Consider the following 18,131-nt stretch of genomic DNA (forward strand, 5'->3'; position numbering starts at 1 on the left):
GCGCAAAGGAGAGGATCTCATGAACGATTCGCTAACGCCTCGCCAGATCGTGGCGGAATTGGATAAATACATCGTAGGCCAGAAGCCGGCTAAACGGTCGGTTGCCGTTGCGCTTCGCAATCGTTACCGCCGCAGCAAATTGCCCGAAGAAATACGCGATGAGATCGTCCCTAAGAATATTTTGATGATCGGGCCGACAGGTGTAGGAAAGACGGAAATCGCCAGAAGGCTCGCGAAGCTCGTTCATGCACCATTCATAAAGGTCGAAGCGACGAAATTCACGGAAGTCGGCTATGTCGGCAGAGATGTCGAATCCATGGTCCGGGATCTCGTAGAGACGGCTATACGCATGGTTAAGGAAGAGCGGACGGAGAAAGTGAAGGATCGGGCAGAGAAAGCCGCTAACGAACGTTTAGCCGCTTTGCTGGTTCCTTCGCCCGCAAAACCGAAATCGCAGAAAAACCCGCTCGAAATGTTGTTTGGCGGCATAAGCACGCCAAACGATGAGCCGGAGCCAGTGGATCCAAGCCTCCATGATAAGAGGAAGGATACGAAGGCGAAGTTGGACGCCGGAGAGTTGGAGAACGATACGATCGAAATCGAAGTTGAAGATAATTCGCCTAACATGCTAGATATGCTCGGCGGGCCCGGTCAAGAACAGATGGGGAACATGCAAGAGATGTTGGGACAGTTTCTGCCTAAACGGCGCAAGAAACGCCGGCTTACCGTCAAGGAAGCCCGTAAAGTATTGATTGTTGAAGAAGCTAACAAACTCATCGATATGGACGACGTCATCTCCGAGTCGGTTAGACGCGCGGAACAATCCGGCATCATCTTTATCGACGAGATAGACAAGATCGCGAGTCAAGGTCGCGGACAAGGGCCTGACGTCTCGCGCGAGGGCGTGCAGAGGGATATTCTCCCAATCGTCGAAGGGTCTACCGTCATGACCAAGTATGGCCCCGTCAAAACCGACTACGTGCTCTTCATGGCCGCAGGCGCGTTTCATATCGCCAAGCCTTCGGATCTGATTCCGGAGTTGCAGGGGCGGTTCCCTATTCGCGTAGAGCTAAGCAGCTTGACGGACGACGACTTCATCCGGATATTGACGGAACCGCAAAATGCGTTGACGAAACAATACACTCAGCTTTTGCAAACGGAAGGAATTCGTATATCTTTCACGGATGCCGCTATCTCCGAGCTGGCGCGCATGGCTCAGGAAGTCAATCACAATACGGAGAATATCGGTGCTCGCCGACTTCATACGCTATTGGAGAAGTTGCTGGAGGACCTCTCCTTCGAAGCTCCTGAACTGCAACTGGAGGCGATGGAGATAACTCCGGAATATGTTAGGGAGAAGCTGGCGAGCATTGCAAGCAATAAGGATTTAAGTCAATATATTCTGTAGTTGCCATACACCAATCGCTCGATAGGAACGAACGACGCCGTCCGATGGACGGCGTATCCGTTTGTCGAGGATTCGGAGAGCTCTGTATAGATTAGATTTGAAAATCCGATACATAGCTGGATCATTTGACGCAACAAACTTTGCCATCACTATTAATGCAAAGTGGGTTTATTTGATTGTCGTACTAGGAGGAAGCACAATTCATGAAGCTGTTGATGAAAACCCGGACGCTTAACAAATTACTTCAGGAAGCTGCCGGCAAACCGCTAAATTTCCGCGAGATGGCGGAAGGTCTTCGGGAGACGATGGAAGTAAACGTCTTCGTCCTCAGTAGGAAGGGCAAAGTTCTAGGTTCGTCGCTATCCGCTGGATTTCCGGATAGCTGGCTTCGAACCGAGCAACCCGAAGGATTAAGGTTTCCGACGGAGACAAACGAACGCCTTTTGCGTATATCGGAGACGGTCGCCGATCTCTCTTCAGATGAGGAAACGTTAACCCTGTTCGACGAGATATTCAAAAACGAGATCATAACAATAGTTCCTATTATAGGTGGCGGCGACAGACTTGGTACTTTAGTCCTATCTAGAGAGAATAAATTTTTTGGGGACGACGATCTTATTTTAGCGGAATATGGGTCTACGATCATAGGTATGGAGATACTCCGCGAGAGGATAGAAGAGAGGGAAACAGAGGCTAGAAGCAAGGCGATTGTCTCCGTTGCCGTCAATTCGCTCTCCTTTAGCGAAATGGAAGCCGTTGAGCAGATTTTCGAAGAGTTGGAAGGGAAAGAGGGGCTTCTCGTCGCTTCCAAAATCGCCGACCGGGCAGGTATTACTAGGTCTGTAATCGTTAATGCACTGCGGAAACTCGAAAGCGCCGGCGTAATCGAGACACGTTCGCTCGGTATGAAAGGCACCTATATTCGCATTCTAAATTCCCAGTTATTGTATGAACTTGCAAGCCGAAAATAGAAGGATAAAATTCGACGAATTGTCACGAAAGCCCAATCTTTGAATAAAAGATTAGGGCTTTTTTCTTATTGTCACAAGACCGCTTGTCGTAGATGATGTTCTTAGAAATTTTTAATTTGTCATATCGTGTAGGTTTATTTGTAGAAATGAGGAAAATCCTGTCGTTTTGAGCAGGAATATGAGTTCTTAGCGTGGAATACACTTGAAATGGCCTAATTAAGAAATTCTCATCTACAGCGAAAAGAGGCGACTTGAATGGAAGTATTAGGTGGCGCTGCGTTTCATCGCTTAGAGAACGCAATTAACGCTGCGACGATGAGACAACGCGTACTGTCAAACAATATTGCTAACGTCGATGTTCCCTATTTCAAGAGATCCGACGTGGCTTTCGAAGAATTTTTGACCCAAGCCATAGGCGGACAAGGAACAAAGGCGCTTGCGGGCAAATTGACCGATCCTCGTCATATTCCGATCAACGGGGCTTACCCTTCTCCGTCGCCGCAAGTGGTCTCCGACGAGTCGACAGCTATTAATAACAACCGCAACAACGTGGATATGGATAAAGAAATGGCATTGTTGGCGGAGAACCAACTCCGGTACAACCTTCTCAGTCAGCAAGTCGGTCACGAAGCCAAAATGATGCGAATTGGTATTCAAGGGAGTGCGTAACGAATGAAGTTAGGCGGTTTCGACATAAGCGCTTCGGCGTTAACGGCACAGCGTCTTAGGATGGACGTGATTTCGGCAAATATCGCAAATGCCGAAGTGACTCGCGCCGGATATGTGAACGGACAGTTCGTTCCCTATCGACGCAAAATGGTCGTGATGGAAGCCGTGCAACCCCGGTTTCAGGATATGCTGGCACAGCAAATGAACGGCAACTCTGCGCAAGGCGTGCAAGTCACGGCCATACAGGAGGATTCCACGCCGTTTAAGCAAGTATACAATCCGACCCATCCGGATGCGGATGCGAGCGGAATGGTCTATTTGCCTAATGTCGATATTCTGAAAGAACAGGTTGACCTTCTTGCGGCAACTCGGTCTTACGAGGCGAACGTAACAGCCTTGAACGCAAGAAAAGCAATGTTCATGAAAGCTTTGGAGATGGGACGTTAAGAAACCGCAGCTAAGCAACGTATGACATAACGAGAGATGAGAGCGGGGTGCAACAAACATGATTACAAACTCGATGATCAGTCCTGTCGGTCTATTACCCAACATAAACGCGCTTCAAACAACGAAAGAAACGACTCCCGCCGAAGCGACCGAAAGTTTTGCGACTTTTCTAAAAAGCGCAATCGACGGAGTAGCCGCCCAAGAACAAAACGTACATAAAGTAAACGACCAGTTTCTTATCGGGGAAGTAGACGAGAATAAAGTCATAATCGCCGCGACGCAGGCGGAATTAAGCCTTTCATTGACCGCGCAGGTACGAAATAAGGTAATTGAAGCCTATCAAGAGATTATGCGCATGCAAATGTAGCCTAGTCCTATTGAACGTTGTATCAACGCAACAGAGAGAGTGCGGATCATTCCGTTTCAACTGTTGTGCCAACCGCAGGTGAGGTGAAATCGTGAACGAGAAGTGGGCACAGGTTCGAGAAAAGCTACTTGGTTTCTGGAACCAGTACAGCAAGGCGCAAAAATGGGTTCTCGCTTCAACAGCAGCCTTATTGATTTTTGCCATCATATTACTAACGTACTTGTTCACTAGAACCGAGTATCAGGTCGCCTTCCAAAACTTGGATAGTACGGATGCTGCGGCGGTCATGGAGTATTTGGACGCTAACGGAGTCAGCTATAAACTGGGGGATGCCGGAACCAGCATTTCCGTTCCTAGCGCTTCGGCTTCGAAAGTAAAAGTGGATGTAGGTTCGCAAGGTCTCGTGCAATATGGCACGATCAGTTCTTTCGCTAAGATGAGCGAGAACTCCTCGACCATCGGTACGACGAACCAGGAGTTCGACGTTAAGCTTCGCGATGCATTCAATGGGGAAATCCAGCAATTGCTCATGAGCAAGCAAGGAATCGCGAGGGTCAAGGCTATCGTGACTTTGCCGGAAGATTCGGTATTCCTGAACGAAGCCGATAAAGAGAAGGCTTCGGCCGCGGTCGTGATTACATTCAAACCGGGATTCAGACCGAAGCAAGAGGAAATCGACAGCTACTACAATCTTGTTAAATCTTCCGTTCCCAAGCTGGATATCAAAGACGTTACGATAAGCAGCAGCACGGGAGACTTGACCCCGTCGTCCCAATTAGGCGGAGGCGCGGCATCAGGTGGAGCACTCTTCGAAACTCAGTTCGCGATTCAGAACGAATTCGAGAATTCGTTGAAGAGAAACATTCAGCAATTCCTTAATCCGATCGTCGGCATGGACAACATGGTCGTTAGCGTTGTATCGTCGTTGAATTTCGATAGGAAGATTTCGGAGGAAAAGCTCGTTCAGCCTCTCCCGGACAACGATAATAAAGGAATTATTCGAAGCGAAGAGAATTCGAACGAAACTTACGAAGGCGCGGACGGACAGTCCGGCGGCGTAGCAGGGACGGGAGAAACGGACGTTTCCAATTACCCGGGCGCTGGAGGAACAGGATCTTCATCGTCGGAGAAAGTTCATAATATCGTGAACTATGAAGTCAGCACTATCACTAATAATATCGACTACGGTCCATTCAAAGTGAAGGACATATCTGTAAACGTCGGAATAGACTCTGCAGACATGACTCAGGAACGGCTGGACGAGATTAAAGGTGCCTTGCTTAACAACGTCAGAGCGTTATTAGCCGATTCCGGGTTGGAGTTAACTTCGGAGGCGTTGGCTGAGAGAGTGTCGCTATTGGCTCAAACGTTCTCCGTGAACGCGGATTCGAGCGGCGGCACAACGCCTTCGACATACTGGTTAGCCGGAGCCGGTCTGCTGGCCTTAGCTTTACTTGGCGGAGGCGGATATTATCTGTATCGCCGTCGCAAAGCTCAGCGCGAAGCGGCCGAACTCGAAGCAATGCCGCGCGTGGAATTGCCAACGATCGATATCGACAGCGTGGCTAACGAAAGCCAAGTGCGCAAGCAATTGGAGAGCTTGGCGAAACGCAAGCCGGACGAGTTCGTCAATCTTCTCCGGACATGGTTAGTGGATGAATAGAGGTGGCAGTGGTGGCGAAAGGAATTCAGTTATCCGGTAGGCAGAAGGCGGCTATTCTGCTCATAACCTTAGGACCGGAAGTATCCGCTCAGGTGTTCAAACATCTGCGGGATGACGAAATAGAGCAGCTCACACTCGAGATCGCCAACGTTCGAAAGGTCGACGGCGGCGAGAAGGAAATGATACTTAGCGAATTTCACCAAATATGCGTCGCGCAGGAGTATATCACCCAGGGCGGTATCACTTACGCGAAAGAAATTTTGGAGAAGGCGCTCGGTTCCCAACGGGCGCTGGATATTCTCAACAGGCTGACCGCAACGTTACAGGTTCGACCCTTCGATTTCGCCCGCAAGGCGGAACCGTCGCAAATCCTTAACTTTATACAGAACGAAAACTCGCAAACGATAGCATTGGTTCTCTCTTACTTGCAGCCGGAACAATCTTCCGCCGTACTATCGTCCCTTCCGCAGGAGAAGCAAGCAGAAGTTGCGCGTAGGATCGCGTTGATGGATAGTACTTCGCCTGAGGTTATCGCTCAGGTCGAGAGGGTTCTGGAGCAGAAGCTATCATCCACGGTGACCCAAGACTACACGAATGCCGGAGGCATCGAGGCAATCGTTCAAATCTTGAACGGCGTAGACCGCGGGACGGAACGCACGATATTGGATTCTTTGGAGATACAGGATCCGGAGCTTGCGGAGGAAATCAAAAAACGGATGTTCGTATTCGAGGATATCGTCAATCTGGACAATCGGTCCATTCAGCGTATTATCCGCGATATCGAAAATGCCGATCTCCAATTGGCGCTTAAAGTGGCCAGCGAAGAAGTTCGCGAATCGATTTTCCGAAACATGTCCAAGAGAATGGCCGAAACGTTCAAGGAAGAAATGGAATACATGGGGCCGGTGCGGTTGCGTGACGTCGAGGAGGCTCAGACTCGCATCGTAGCGACGATCCGCAGACTGGAAGAAGCCGGGGAGATCATTATCGCTCGTGGCGGAGGAGACGATATTATTGTCTAATCTCATCAAGTCCTCTCATGTCGTTTCGCTGGAAGATCTAAGGAGATTAGAATTCATTCGCAAAATAACGGCTGATCCGCAAAATATTTCGGATTCGGGTGTCGACGGCGAAGGAAATCAGACGATTGATGTCGAAACACAATCTTTGAAAGACCGCATTATCGCGGACGCGGAGCAGACGGCGAAGCAGATCCTGCTTCAGGCTCAGGCGGAAGCATCCGATATTCGGGAAAGAGCGACGGCAGAAGCCGAGGTCTGGTGGCAATCCCGTCGAGAAGAGGATGATCGGCATCGCGAGGAAGCCAGCCGCGAAGGTTACGACGAGGGTTACCAAGTAGGTGCGGGTCAAGCGGAGGCGGACGCTCAGCAACAATGGGAATCGCGTCTGCACGAAGCTCAAGCTATCGTCGAACGCGCCTATGCGACTAAAGAAGCCGTTATCGCCGAAGGCGAAGCTTTCTTAGTGGAGCTGAGTTGCTCGATCGCCGAGAAGATTCTGAATCGCAAAATATCCAAAGCTCCTGAAATGTCCATGAAGCTGTTCGAAAAAGCGCTATCGCGGAGAAAAGAACAGGGAGTCATCGTTCTATGCGTCTCCCCTTCGCAGTACGCGTACGTGGAAGCCGCGAAGGATGAACTGATCGTTGCGTTGGATGCGCAGGCAGAGCTTCAGATCGTTCCGGATTCATCTATTAAAGAAGGCGGTTGTATCGTCCGATCCTCCTTTGGGAGTATCGATGCTCGAATTGATACTCAATTGGAGGCCGTTAAGGAGCAACTGCTCAAAGTGGTCGCTCATGGGTCCAAGGAGAGTGACAACGATGTCGCGCCTTGATATTAGCCGTTATACGGAAGCTCTAAGTCTAATGGATCCCGTTCGAGTGAACGGGAAAGTGATCCAGATCATCGGCTTGACCGTTGAATCCGAAGGACCCGATGCCAGCATCGGCGATGTGTGCACGATCCATCCGATGAAAAACGGTAAACCCGTGTTGGCGGAAGTCGTCGGCTTTCGTGACAATCGAGTGTTGCTCATGCCGCTGGGAGATCTTCATTCGGTAGGCCCAGGCTGCGACGTTGTCGCCACCGGTGGGCCACTGACGGTGCAAGTCGGGTCCGAGCTGCTTGGCAAGGTGCTAGACGGGTTAGGCAAGCCGTTAGACGGCTCGACCTTGCCGATGAGAATGCCGCACTATTCGACGCATAATTCGCCTGGGAATCCCCTAAAACGTCCAAGAGTCAAAAACCCTCTTGGTGTCGGCGTTAGGGCAATCGATGGTTTACTTACGGTAGGTCAAGGGCAAAGGGTAGGAATATTCGCCGGTTCCGGCGTCGGGAAGAGTACGCTGCTCGGCATGGTAGCCCGGAATACGTCGGCGGATGTAAACGTGATTGCGCTCGTAGGAGAACGCGGGCGGGAGGTTCTCGAGTTCATCGAGAAAGATTTGGGACCGGAGGGACTCGCACGATCCGTCGTCATCGTCGCGACGTCCGACCAGCCGGCTCTCATCCGCATTAAAGGGGCGCTCATCGCGACGACGATTGCCGAATATTTCCGCGATCGCGGCCTGAACGTCATGCTGATGATGGATTCCGTCACGCGCTATGCGATGGCGATGCGCGAGGTTGGCCTTGCGATCGGCGAACCTCCGGCAACGCGAGGATATACGCCTTCCGTATTCGCTGCGCTTCCTAAGCTGCTTGAGCGCGCGGGGACAGGCCCAACGGGTTCGATTACCGCGTTCTACACCGTTCTCGTCGACGGCGATGACATGAACGAACCGATCGCCGATGCTGTTCGAGGCATATTGGACGGACACATCGTGCTTCATCGCAATTTGGCCAATAAGGGGCATTTCCCGGCGATCGACGTGTTATCCAGCGTCAGCCGGGTGATGAAGGATATTATCAGCGACGAGCAGCAGAGCGCCGCGGAGCAACTGAAACGTTTGCTTGCCGTATATCGCGACTCCGAGGATCTGATTAATATCGGAGCCTACCAGCGGGGATCCAATGCGGAGATCGATAAGGCGATCCAATTTTACGATCTCATTAAAACCTTTACACAGCAACGTACGAACGAGAAGGTTACGTTGGAAGAAGCGCAAGAGCGGCTGATCATCGATTTCTACAGGAGATGAGAATAAGCGAATATGAGATTCCGATATCCCTTGCAGAAGATCGTAGATCTTAAAGGCAGCGAAAAATCGATGGCGGAATGGGAATATGCGGCATCGCTCGGGATGTTGCGAACCGAGGAAGAACGCCTGGAGCAATTATTCGAAGAGCGGCGCGGTCAGGAGCGTTCCTTGCAGGAAACGTCTGAAAGACCTACGTCAATGATTGAACTGAGGATATTGCAGCGTTACATAGAAGTATTGGACGAACGAATTCAACGGCAACGCGAAGGAGTTCGCTCCGCAGAAGGTTTGGTTATTAAGCGTCAAGGTCATTTGAAGGATAAAATGGTCGACGAAAAAGTATGGCTCAACACCAGAGATAGGGCGCTTGAGAGATTTCGGATCGATAGGTTGGCGAAAGAACAGAACGAGTTGGACGAAATCGCGATCGTTCGCGCTGCTTCAGCCTCGCGGGGTTGAATGAAAGCAAGCTAACGCATTGCAAGAGAAGGGAGGGAGAATCGTGGCGAACGCGGATGTGGAAAAAAGCAGTTACAGCGGATTCGAACGATTTCTCTTTTTTGTTACCCCGATCTTGTTTACCGCAGTATTGCTAGGCGTATTGCTGTTGATGTTCAACACGGAGTGGCGGAACGCCGCGCTTGAGATGGGGAACAAGGTTCCGGTCATTAAGTCGATGCTGCCGGATCCGGATCTCCCTCAGGAGACATCGACGAATACGGATGAAGAAATAACGGTAAACAACGCCAAAACGAAGGTGGAGGAGCTTAACGCTCTCCTCGTAGATCGGGAAACGGCATTGAAACAAGCGACCGAGCAAACGGTCGAGCAGAAAAAACAAATCGATAGTCTGCAAGTCCAAGTAGATCAGCTTACGAAGGACAGCGCGGAGAAGACGATTACTAACGATGAGTACCACGCTCGAATTTCTTCCTTGGCCGACATGTACGGAAAGATGACCCCAAGTAAAGCGGCTCCGATATTGGAGAATTTAACCTTGGATGAATCGGCGCTCGTATTGGGAGAGATGGCGGATACGGAGCGGGGCAGAATTCTTGAACGGATGACTCCCAAGAAGGCTGCCGACGTCACCATGAAGCTGAAAGATTCAGATTCGGTAGACAATCGCGAGATCGCCGCTCTTCAATCGCGAATAAAGGAGCTTGAGCTCAAGGCGGGAGAGCAATCCACAACGTTGGACACCGCGGAGCTAAACAGAACCTTCTCGACGATGAAACCTACTAACGCGGCAGTGCTGTTGCTGCAATTGGCGGGAACGAATCAAAGCAAGGTTTTGCGAATCTTAGGCGTTCTGGACGATGCTCCGAGATCTGATATTCTGTCCGCGATGTCGGATCTGGATAAGAAAGCGACAGCTAATCTGATAAGTAAATTAATGCCGACTAATCCTTAAAGCGACTTCGGTTCGAATATGGAGAGGAGGTGAAAAAAATGAATATGGCCATCTCATCGACCCCTATTGCTTCGGGGAAAAGTGCGACATCCGCTACAACGGGATCTGCTGCCGGTTCGGCAACGGGAAGCGGCTTTGCAGGCGCTCTAGTTCAAGCGATCGACGGAAGCGGCAATGCCGCTGGAACAAGCGGTAACGGCTTAACTCTTCCCGTCGGGTTGGCAGGGTTGCTCGGACAACTAGGCTCGGACGCTGCCGGCGAACAGTCTCAAGATTTGCTGGAAATGTTATCTCAGCTTGTTAGTCAATTACAACAAATGGAACAAGGCGCTGATGAATTATCAGAGGAAGCCGCCGAGCAGTTAGCGGGATTACTTGCATCTCTGCAAGGGCTTATGCAGCAGTTGAGCCAGAATCAACCTGCTCAAGCGGAGGTTCTAACGGAAGTTCCGGAAATTGCCTTAACGACGGAACCGACTCAACAACTAACGCCTAAGCAAAATTTGGTCAAAGCTCTACGCGAAACTTTGCAACAGCTTGCTTCCATTGTTTCCGGCAATGATGACAATCAGCTTGTGGTTAATTTCGCGGGACAGTTGAAAGCCGTGCTGAATTCATTGGCGGCTCAGACAACTAACCCTAATCCTTCAAGTTCGATCGACTCGATTGATATCGCTAAAGCTCAACCGACAGGCGATGCAGTCGCTACAACCGGCAAAGGAAACGCGATCCCGGCAGAAGCGGCTAATCAAGCGGCGACAGTCGTGGTTGAACCGCGTCGTCCGGCACAGGCGTTACGGGACCCGATTTGGAGGTTCAATTTAACAGGTAGCACAGATGCGGCGATTACGAATAGCCAGGTAGCAGTCGTTCCTTCCGTAGCAGCCGCTGAAGAAGCTGGTAACTCGGAAGCACAACCGGCGTGGACTTTCATGCAGAACGACCCGTTGGCGAATCCGGAAAGCTTGACTGGCAAAGCATCCGTTCCCGTTCAAGTACCGGTGCAACAGTTTGCCGAGCAGATGGAGAAATTCCTCGTCAAGCAATTTTCATTGACGCAAGGCAACGGAATATCCGAAGCGAAGCTATCGTTAACTCCGGAGCATCTTGGTCAAGTAGATATCCGTATCGTCATGCATAACGGCCAGCTTACGGCGCAATTCATTACGGATAACGCTATGGCTCGTGAACTGCTTGATAATCAAATGGCACAACTTAAAACGGTATTAAGCAGCCAAGGATTGCAGGTTGAACGGCTTGAGGTTGTGCAACAATCCCCATCCTCAACGGGTACATCCTTCATGCAACAAGAACATCGCCAATCGAACTCGGGCAACGGCAACGGTTCTAATGGCGGCAACGGAGATACTTACGAAGATCCCGCGGTTTTCGCGGCAGAGCTTGAACGAAACTCCTCATTGAAGGAATTCGGATTCGGCAGTTCATTGAACGTCACGGCGTAGTACCGGTTAAGGAGGTGAATCCCGTGGCTGATATTAGCACACAGAATATCTGGCCCTATTATTCGGCTCAGAATGTTCAGGCAGCGGCTAGAAAACCAGTTAAAGAACTAGGCAAGGATCAGTTTTTACAAATCCTGGTCACGCAGCTGCGCAACCAAGATCCGATGCAGCCCTTGCAGGACAAAGAGTTCATTGCTCAAATGGCTCAATTCTCATCCCTGGAACAAATGATGAATATGTCCAAAGAAATCACCTCGCTGAGGCAATCGGCCGGAATGGTAGCCGGATTGATCGGCAAGGAAGTGACCTGGTCCGAGGAAACGGAAGGCGGAGTTTCGGTTTATACAGGCACCGTGAATTCAGTACTATGGCGCGATGGTGTTCAATACGTCAAAGTCGAGGATGCGGAAGTGCCGATCGACGAAATCATCTCTATCGCTGAACCGTCCGCGGAGAACGAAGAGGAGGCGGCCGCAGATGAGTGACCGGATGCTCGTTGGACATCTGTCGACGGGACGTACGGGTCCGATTCAACCGAGCCGCAACATTGATCGAAGCAGTCAAGGGGTAACGGAATCCACACCTTTCAGCGAAGTGCTGAGCAGCAAGCAATTGAAGTTCAGCCACCACGCCGAACAACGGCTGCAGCAGCGAGGCATCGAATTGTTGCCCGATCAAATTAAGCGCATTACCAATGCGATAGAGCAGGCAGCTGCGAAAGGCGCCAAAGATTCGCTGGTGTTGTTCCGAGACATTGCCATGATCGTTAATGTTCCTAACCGTACCGTAGTGACCGCTATGGATGGCCAATCTATGAAAGAGCATATTTTCACGCAAATCGATAGCGCGGTAGTCGTCAGTTAAATGAAATAACCGGGCTGGTCCTGCCAAGGAAGCTCGAAAGCCGCCGACCGATTGAAGCGGTTCAAATCCACCCACTAAATGGAGGTAGGCAATTCATGTTGCGTTCAATGTATTCTGGTGTTTCCGGTATGCGCGGGTTTCAAACGAAGCTAGACGTCATCGGCAATAACATCGCCAACGTCAATACCGTAGGATTCAAAGCCGGACGAGTTATGTTCAAAGATATCTTGAGCCAATCGATGTCTGGAGTTACCGCTCCAGTCGAAGGTACTACCGGCGGCGTAAACGCGAAACAAATCGGGTTAGGAGTCACGGTTGCCGCCATCGATACGATCCACACGCCCGGTAGTGCCATGACGACTTCCAAATCGACGGATCTTCGCATCGACGGCGACGGATTCTTCATGGTCAAGACTTCCGCCGACCAAGAAGTTCCTTATCTTTCGAGAGCGGGCAACTTCGATCTTGACGCCGCGGGACAATTGGTCAACGCCGACGGCATGATGGTTGTAAGCGCCGACGGGGAGCCGATCGTGCTTCCTCCCGAGATCACGGCGTTCAACATTTCCCAGGATGGCAGAATCATTCAGATCGATGCGGACGGTTTGGCTACGGACAGCGGTTTCCAAATCGGGTTAGCGAAAGTGTATAACCCTAACGGATTGGAAAAAGTCGGAGGTAATATGTATCGGTTGACTCCGAACGCCAACCTAGAGAGCGAACTGATCACCGGAGCTCCCGGAGATCCGGAGCTTGGTCTAGGAGCGATTATCTCCGGACAGCTTGAAATGTCCAACGTCGACTTGACGAACGAATTCACTGAAATGATCGTCGCTCAACGCGGTTTCCAAGCGAATTCCAAAATCATTACAACTTCAGACGAAATTCTGCAAGAAGTCGTTAACTTGAAACGGTAATTGATCTCCTGCCTCGGGAGGGCGGCTTAGCTCTCCCCTCGGCAGTTTAAGGGGAGGCCCTGAAATGATTCATGTTACGCGCCTTAATGGCAGCAAGTTCCACGTTAACGCTTTATTGATCGAAACGGTGGAAGACACGCCGGATACGATTATCACGCTTACCACGGGCAAAAAATTCATTGTTATCGAAAATTCTTCGGATGTAATCCGGGCTACCCGGCATTACTTGCGCAGTATCGGCGTGCTGGCGGCCGTAACAGGCCCAACGGACACGCAATCGGAGGGAGCTACGTCATGAGAAAATTGTTGCCATGGCTCGTTTCGCTATTATTGGCGATTACGTTGATTGTCATTGCCACCTTCTATTTCTGGACTAATCTGTTCGGGGACAAAGCAGCGGATCCCGAGCAAGCCATAAAAGAAGTAGCCGGCAATGAGCAAGTGGAGCCAATATCTGCGGATGAAATGGTAAAGGTCACATCCGAATTAATTGATATCAGAACTAATCTTTCCGACACGGATTATGTCGTCCAAATTAGCTTCTCGTTCCAATTCGATAACGAGAAAGCGAAAGAGGAGTTCGACAAAATCAAGGAAAGCCAAATTAAACCGATCGTTAACCGTGCATTATGGGTGATGAGCCCTGATGATATGAATGGAACCAAAGGAAAAGACCAGTTAACAGCGGGACTTATCAACTCCGTGAACTCGGTATTGTCCGATGGCAAATTGCTGAGGGTAGGAATTAAAGGATTTATTATGACTCCTATTTGATAAAAACCCGCATCATCGATTGATTATTGGCAGAACACTTGACCGCTGGGGAAACATATCGTTTCGCTCCGGTTTAAGAAAGGGGTGAGGGATTTGGTAGATGTACTTTCGCAGAATGAGATCGATGCGTTATTGGCGGCGCTCTCTTCGGGAGAAATGGATGCGGAAGAGCTTAAGAAAGAGGATACGCAGAAAAAGGTGCGTGCGTACGACTTTAAACGCGCGACGCGCTTTTCTAAAGATCATATTCGCAGCTTGACCCGTATTCACGAGAACTTCGCGCGATTCTTAACAACATATTTCTCCGCTCAGCTTAGAACGTTCGTTCAAATTAACGTCGTTCAAGTAGAGCAGCTGCCTTACGACGAGTTCATCCGTTCCATTCCTAAGATGACGATACTCAACATCTTCGAAGCGGAGCCGCTGGAAGGACGAATGGTTCTAGAGGTACATCCCAATGTCGCTTTCGCCATGCTCGATAGGCTACTGGGTGGCGGTGGAACGGCTCCGAGCAAGATCGGCAGCTTGACGGAAATCGAAACGATCATCATGGAGAAAATTTTCAGCAGAGCTTTCGAAAGCTTGCAAGAAGCCTGGAAAACGATTATCGACATACAGCCGCGGATGGAAGCTCTTGAAACGAATCCGCAGTTCATGCAAATCGTCTCTCCGAATGAAACGATCGCGCTCATTTCTCTTAGCACGAAAATCGGAGATACGACGGGAATGATTAATCTATGTATTCCTCATGTCGTCATCGAGCCGATCATGCCGAGACTTTCCGTGCATCATTGGTTCGTTTCCCAGAAGAAAACCCGGGCGCCGGAAGAGCAACAGTTACTTGAACTAAGGGTACATAAAGCCAAACTTCCGATAGTCGCGGAGCTTGGAACTTCACAAATATCCGTCCAGGAATTCTTGAACCTCTCGATTGGAGACGTTATTGCTTTGCATAAGCCAACAGAAGAAGGTCTGGAAGTGAAAGTCGGCGACAAGGTGAAGTTTATCGCCAGTCCGGGTACGGTGCGAGATAAAATGGCGATTCAAATTCACGAGATCGTCAGCGAAGGAGTAGATGAGATCCATGACGAGTAAAGATTATTTATCCCAAGAAGAAATCGATGCTTTATTGCGTCAATCTTCCGGCGGAGAGGAAGAGCCAGCCGGCGGTTCAATCGGTGCCGAGCGGTCCATCGGCGACTACCTTACTCCGATGGAACAGGATGCTCTAGGGGAAATCGGCAACATTACTTTCGGAAGCGCCGCAACGGCACTATCGACTTTGCTCGGCAAGAAAGTCGATATTACGACTCCGACGGTTTCGATCATCGAACGGCAGCAGTTCGAATCGGAATTTCCGAAGCCGCATGTTGCCGTGCACGTGAGCTACGTTGAAGGTTTCGAAGGAATTAACTCCCTTGTCATCAAGTCCCATGACGCCCAAGTTATCGCGGACTTGATGCTGGGCGGAGAAGGAAACGTTACATCCGCGGAACTAAATGAAATACATATTAGCGCGGTTCAAGAAGCGATGAACCAGATGATGGGATCCTCGGCGACTTCCATGTCGACGATCTTTAATCGTATGGTCAACATTTCGCCCCCTGGCATCGATATTATGGACGTCAAGAATAACTCCGGAGTCAGCAACATCCCTCAAGAGGAGGTATTCGTCAGAATCTCCTTCCGTTTAAAGATAGGGGATTTGATAGATTCGTCCATCATGCAGTTGCTAGCCGTTACCTTCGCGAAAGAATTGGTCGATTCGCTCATGGGCGGCGTTTCGGAAGAACCGGCTCCTCAGCAAGCTAAACCGCCGCAGCCTGCCGTGCAAGCCGCACAACCGGCGCCTACTCCGGCTGTTGCAGCTCCTGTTCATCAGGCTCCGCCGATGGCAGCGGCACCCCCGGCTTATGCGGCGCAAATGCCGGCTTATCCGCAAACGCTAGGCGGCGGCGTTAATCGGAACGTGAACGTTAATCCGGTGCAATTCGCTAATTTTCAAGGCGGAGGTTTCGCTCAAGCAGAAGAAACGAATTTAAATCTGTTACTCGACATCCCGCTGAAGGTCACGGTAGAGTTGGGACGTACGCAGAAACAGATTAAAGATATTTTGGAATTGTCCCAAGGCTCAATCATCGAACTCGATAAATTGGCCGGCGAACCCGTAGACATCTTAGTAAACAACAAATTAATCGCCAAAGGCGAGGTCGTCGTAATCGACGAGAATTTCGGCGTGCGTGTCACCGACATTGTTAGTCAATGGGATCGCGTCCAAAAAATCCAATAAGTTTATCGGGAGGAAATTGAAATGGCAAACCGCATTCTCATAGTAGACGACGCAGCATTCATGCGCATGATGATCCGCGACATTTTAACAAAAAATGGTTATGAGGTCGTTGGAGAAGCGCAAGACGGCGCGCAAGCGATCGAGAAGTACAAGGAGCTTAATCCGGATCTGATCACGATGGATATTACAATGCCGGAGATGGATGGAATTACGGCGTTAAAAGAAATTCGCAAATTGGATACCAACGCCAAAGTTATTATGTGTTCGGCAATGGGACAACAAGCAATGGTAATCGACGCGATTCAAGCCGGCGCCAAAGATTTTATCGTAAAGCCGTTTCAAGCGGACAGAGTCATCGAAGCCATCAAGAAAACACTGGGTTAAGTCAAAGTCAGGAGCGTTGAAGATTCATGCGTACTTACGGGCTAGTAGAAGAGTTTCCAGGGACTGGATCCGGATCGGCATGGGATCTGATCTGGGTATTGTTCGTCCTTGCCATTATCGTAGGATTAATCGTTCTCGTTTTACGGTTTTTCGCTAAACGCAATCGCGGATGGGGAATGAATCGGGCGCTTCGGTCTTTGGGTGGTTTTCCTCTAGGGACGAATAAGTCGATGCAAATCGTGGAATGGAACGGTCGGATTTACGTGCTTGGCATCGGGGACGACGTGACGTTGCTCGAATCCATCACAGAGCCGGAGCTCGTAGCCGCTTTGCTGGCGGAACATGATTCGGTCACGGCCAATACGGGAGCTTCGCTGCCAGAATGGCTACGCAAGATGACTCAGCGCAACAATCCGCAAAACGAAGAAACTTCATCCAAAGCGTCCTCTAACGGTACTAGCTTCGAGCAAACCTTAGAGAACCGACTGCGCCAATTGTCCGAAAGAAGACAGAAGGTCGAACAGTTGTTGGAGGATAGCCGTTCCGGAGATCGGACAGATAATTCATGAAAAAAAAGATCCTTTATAGCTTCCTGTCGCTGCAAACGATACTGTTCGGTTTCCAAGCCTCTTCGTATGCCGATCCCATTATTGGAGTCACCCTCGGTGATGGGACCGAGCCCGTAGGCGCATCGGCTTTATCCATGCTGTTGCTGATTACGGTCCTTAGCCTAGCCCCGGCCATACTCGTGCTGATGACAAGCTTTACAAGAATCGTTATCGTGCTCGGGTTTGTTCGTACTTCGTTGGGAACGCAACAAATGCCACCCAATCAGGTGTTGATTGGATTAGCGTTATTCATGACCTTATTCATCATGGCTCCAACATTCTCGCAGTTAAACGAGACGGCTTTAAAGCCGTACTTGGCGGGAGAAATCAGTCAAACGGTCGCCTTAGAGAAAGCTTCGATTCCGATGAAGGAATTCATGTACAAGCATACGAGAGATAAAGATTTGCTCTTATTCATGAATTATACGAAAACGGAGAAGCCGGAAACGTATCAAGATATCCCGATTACGGTACTCGTTCCTGCTTACGCCATAAGCGAGTTGAAAACGGCTTTCCAAATGGGTTTCATGATATTCATACCTTTTCTCGTCATTGATATGGTCGTAGCCAGTACGTTGATGGCGATGGGGATGATGATGCTTCCACCCGTTATGATCTCGCTTCCGTTCAAGATATTGCTCTTCGTGCTAGTCGACGGTTGGTATCTCGTTGTTAAATCTCTGTTGACCAGCTTTAATACTTGAACGCCGGCGGAACCGTAAGGCAGGA

22 protein-coding genes are annotated in these 18,131 nt (G+C 50.1%); all 22 read left to right on the forward strand.

The features are described from left to right. Positions 1–19: 19 nt before the first annotated feature. The 22 genes from hslU (at position 20) to fliP (ending at position 18,106) form a co-directional block, all read left to right on the forward strand. Positions 20–1,408, forward strand: coding sequence for an ATP-dependent protease ATPase subunit HslU (gene hslU, locus DFP95_RS02545; RefSeq protein ID WP_147304121.1), 1,389 nt, complete (start codon positions 20–22; stop codon positions 1,406–1,408). Positions 1,409–1,611: 203 nt separating this feature from the next. Then, positions 1,612–2,379 (forward strand): GTP-sensing pleiotropic transcriptional regulator CodY, encoded by a 768-nt coding sequence (gene codY, locus DFP95_RS02550; RefSeq protein ID WP_115990971.1) that lies wholly within the window; start codon positions 1,612–1,614, stop codon positions 2,377–2,379. Positions 2,380–2,634: 255 nt separating this feature from the next. Next, positions 2,635–3,048, forward strand: a complete 414-nt coding sequence (gene flgB, locus DFP95_RS02555; RefSeq protein WP_115990972.1) for a flagellar basal body rod protein FlgB — start codon at positions 2,635–2,637, stop codon at positions 3,046–3,048. Between the two features lie 3 nt (positions 3,049–3,051). Beyond that, complete coding sequence (gene flgC / locus DFP95_RS02560; protein ID WP_115990973.1) at positions 3,052–3,495, forward strand: flagellar basal body rod protein FlgC; 444 nt, start codon at positions 3,052–3,054, stop codon at positions 3,493–3,495. Between the two features lie 58 nt (positions 3,496–3,553). Next, positions 3,554–3,862 (forward strand): flagellar hook-basal body complex protein FliE, encoded by a 309-nt coding sequence (fliE, locus tag DFP95_RS02565; RefSeq protein WP_115990974.1) that lies wholly within the window; start codon positions 3,554–3,556, stop codon positions 3,860–3,862. 91 nt (positions 3,863–3,953) lie between these two features. Next, the gene (gene fliF / locus DFP95_RS02570) at positions 3,954–5,525 is read left to right on the forward strand and encodes a flagellar basal-body MS-ring/collar protein FliF (protein WP_115990975.1); all 1,572 of its coding nucleotides are present in this window, start codon (positions 3,954–3,956) and stop codon (positions 5,523–5,525) included. 11 nt (positions 5,526–5,536) lie between these two features. Then, positions 5,537–6,547: a flagellar motor switch protein FliG gene (fliG, locus tag DFP95_RS02575; protein WP_115990976.1), complete on the forward strand. Its 1,011-nt coding sequence runs from the start codon at positions 5,537–5,539 to the stop codon at positions 6,545–6,547. After that, positions 6,540–7,382: a flagellar assembly protein FliH gene (gene fliH / locus DFP95_RS02580; RefSeq protein WP_115990977.1), complete on the forward strand. Its 843-nt coding sequence runs from the start codon at positions 6,540–6,542 to the stop codon at positions 7,380–7,382. Before fliG ends, fliH begins: the two co-directional genes overlap by 8 nt. Continuing rightward, entirely contained in the window at positions 7,369–8,688 is a 1,320-nt protein-coding gene (gene fliI / locus DFP95_RS02585) for a flagellar protein export ATPase FliI (protein ID WP_115990978.1), read from the forward strand. The genes fliH and fliI overlap by 14 nt, the downstream gene beginning before the upstream one ends. A 12-nt stretch (positions 8,689–8,700) precedes the next feature. Continuing rightward, complete coding sequence (fliJ, locus tag DFP95_RS02590; RefSeq protein WP_115990979.1) at positions 8,701–9,147, forward strand: flagellar export protein FliJ; 447 nt, start codon at positions 8,701–8,703, stop codon at positions 9,145–9,147. Positions 9,148–9,190: 43 nt separating this feature from the next. Beyond that, positions 9,191–10,102 carry a magnesium transporter MgtE N-terminal domain-containing protein gene (locus DFP95_RS02595; RefSeq protein ID WP_115990980.1) on the forward strand — a complete coding sequence of 304 codons (912 nt, stop codon included), beginning with the start codon at positions 9,191–9,193 and terminating at the stop codon, positions 10,100–10,102. A 38-nt stretch (positions 10,103–10,140) separates the two neighbouring features. Beyond that, the gene (locus DFP95_RS02600; protein ID WP_115990981.1) at positions 10,141–11,565 is read left to right on the forward strand and encodes a flagellar hook-length control protein FliK; all 1,425 of its coding nucleotides are present in this window, start codon (positions 10,141–10,143) and stop codon (positions 11,563–11,565) included. A 23-nt stretch (positions 11,566–11,588) separates the two neighbouring features. Beyond that, complete coding sequence (flgD, locus tag DFP95_RS02605; protein ID WP_115990982.1) at positions 11,589–12,050, forward strand: flagellar hook assembly protein FlgD; 462 nt, start codon at positions 11,589–11,591, stop codon at positions 12,048–12,050. After that, complete coding sequence (locus tag DFP95_RS02610) at positions 12,043–12,429, forward strand: TIGR02530 family flagellar biosynthesis protein (RefSeq protein ID WP_115990983.1); 387 nt, start codon at positions 12,043–12,045, stop codon at positions 12,427–12,429. Before flgD ends, DFP95_RS02610 begins: the two co-directional genes overlap by 8 nt. Before the next feature lie 95 nt (positions 12,430–12,524). After that, complete coding sequence (flgG, locus tag DFP95_RS02615; RefSeq protein WP_115990984.1) at positions 12,525–13,346, forward strand: flagellar basal body rod protein FlgG; 822 nt, start codon at positions 12,525–12,527, stop codon at positions 13,344–13,346. 64 nt (positions 13,347–13,410) lie between these two features. Then, entirely contained in the window at positions 13,411–13,644 is a 234-nt protein-coding gene (locus DFP95_RS02620) for a flagellar FlbD family protein (protein ID WP_115990985.1), read from the forward strand. Then, positions 13,641–14,120, forward strand: coding sequence for a flagellar basal body-associated FliL family protein (locus DFP95_RS02625; RefSeq protein WP_115990986.1), 480 nt, complete (start codon positions 13,641–13,643; stop codon positions 14,118–14,120). The genes DFP95_RS02620 and DFP95_RS02625 overlap by 4 nt, the downstream gene beginning before the upstream one ends. A 93-nt stretch (positions 14,121–14,213) precedes the next feature. After that, positions 14,214–15,215 (forward strand): flagellar motor switch protein FliM, encoded by a 1,002-nt coding sequence (gene fliM, locus DFP95_RS02630; RefSeq protein ID WP_115990987.1) that lies wholly within the window; start codon positions 14,214–14,216, stop codon positions 15,213–15,215. Further along, positions 15,205–16,410 carry a flagellar motor switch phosphatase FliY gene (gene fliY, locus DFP95_RS02635; protein ID WP_115990988.1) on the forward strand — a complete coding sequence of 402 codons (1,206 nt, stop codon included), beginning with the start codon at positions 15,205–15,207 and terminating at the stop codon, positions 16,408–16,410. Before fliM ends, fliY begins: the two co-directional genes overlap by 11 nt. Positions 16,411–16,431: 21 nt before the next feature. Further along, entirely contained in the window at positions 16,432–16,794 is a 363-nt protein-coding gene (locus DFP95_RS02640) for a response regulator (protein WP_115990989.1), read from the forward strand. A gap of 26 nt (positions 16,795–16,820) precedes the next feature. Then, positions 16,821–17,363: a flagellar biosynthetic protein FliO gene (locus DFP95_RS02645; RefSeq protein WP_115990990.1), complete on the forward strand. Its 543-nt coding sequence runs from the start codon at positions 16,821–16,823 to the stop codon at positions 17,361–17,363. Further along, positions 17,360–18,106, forward strand: coding sequence for a flagellar type III secretion system pore protein FliP (gene fliP / locus DFP95_RS02650; RefSeq protein ID WP_115990991.1), 747 nt, complete (start codon positions 17,360–17,362; stop codon positions 18,104–18,106). The genes DFP95_RS02645 and fliP overlap by 4 nt, the downstream gene beginning before the upstream one ends. Positions 18,107–18,131 lie beyond the last annotated feature (25 nt).

It is taken from the genome of Cohnella lupini (genome assembly GCF_003386205.1).
Taxonomy (GTDB): domain Bacteria; phylum Bacillota; class Bacilli; order Paenibacillales; family Paenibacillaceae; genus Cohnella; species Cohnella lupini.

Excerpts from the sequence above, each read along its gene's own strand:
- hslU (WP_147304121.1), top strand. The coding sequence starts at position 20 with ATGAACGATTCGCTAACGCCTCGCCAGATCGTGGCGGAATTGGATAAA.
- flgB (WP_115990972.1), top strand. The coding sequence starts at position 2,635 with ATGGAAGTATTAGGTGGCGCTGCGTTTCATCGCTTAGAGAACGCAATT.
- DFP95_RS02645 (WP_115990990.1), top strand. The coding sequence starts at position 16,821 with ATGCGTACTTACGGGCTAGTAGAAGAGTTTCCAGGGACTGGATCCGGA.
- DFP95_RS02600 (WP_115990981.1), top strand. The coding sequence starts at position 10,141 with ATGAATATGGCCATCTCATCGACCCCTATTGCTTCGGGGAAAAGTGCG.
- codY (WP_115990971.1), top strand. The coding sequence starts at position 1,612 with ATGAAGCTGTTGATGAAAACCCGGACGCTTAACAAATTACTTCAGGAA.
- fliI (WP_115990978.1), top strand. The coding sequence starts at position 7,369 with ATGTCGCGCCTTGATATTAGCCGTTATACGGAAGCTCTAAGTCTAATG.
- fliJ (WP_115990979.1), top strand. The coding sequence starts at position 8,701 with ATGAGATTCCGATATCCCTTGCAGAAGATCGTAGATCTTAAAGGCAGC.
- DFP95_RS02610 (WP_115990983.1), top strand. The coding sequence starts at position 12,043 with ATGAGTGACCGGATGCTCGTTGGACATCTGTCGACGGGACGTACGGGT.
- flgG (WP_115990984.1), top strand. The coding sequence starts at position 12,525 with ATGTTGCGTTCAATGTATTCTGGTGTTTCCGGTATGCGCGGGTTTCAA.
- fliE (WP_115990974.1), top strand. The coding sequence starts at position 3,554 with ATGATTACAAACTCGATGATCAGTCCTGTCGGTCTATTACCCAACATA.
- DFP95_RS02640 (WP_115990989.1), top strand. The coding sequence starts at position 16,432 with ATGGCAAACCGCATTCTCATAGTAGACGACGCAGCATTCATGCGCATG.
- flgC (WP_115990973.1), top strand. The coding sequence starts at position 3,052 with ATGAAGTTAGGCGGTTTCGACATAAGCGCTTCGGCGTTAACGGCACAG.
- fliP (WP_115990991.1), top strand. The coding sequence starts at position 17,360 with ATGAAAAAAAAGATCCTTTATAGCTTCCTGTCGCTGCAAACGATACTG.
- DFP95_RS02625 (WP_115990986.1), top strand. The coding sequence starts at position 13,641 with ATGAGAAAATTGTTGCCATGGCTCGTTTCGCTATTATTGGCGATTACG.
- fliY (WP_115990988.1), top strand. The coding sequence starts at position 15,205 with ATGACGAGTAAAGATTATTTATCCCAAGAAGAAATCGATGCTTTATTG.
- DFP95_RS02620 (WP_115990985.1), top strand. The coding sequence starts at position 13,411 with ATGATTCATGTTACGCGCCTTAATGGCAGCAAGTTCCACGTTAACGCT.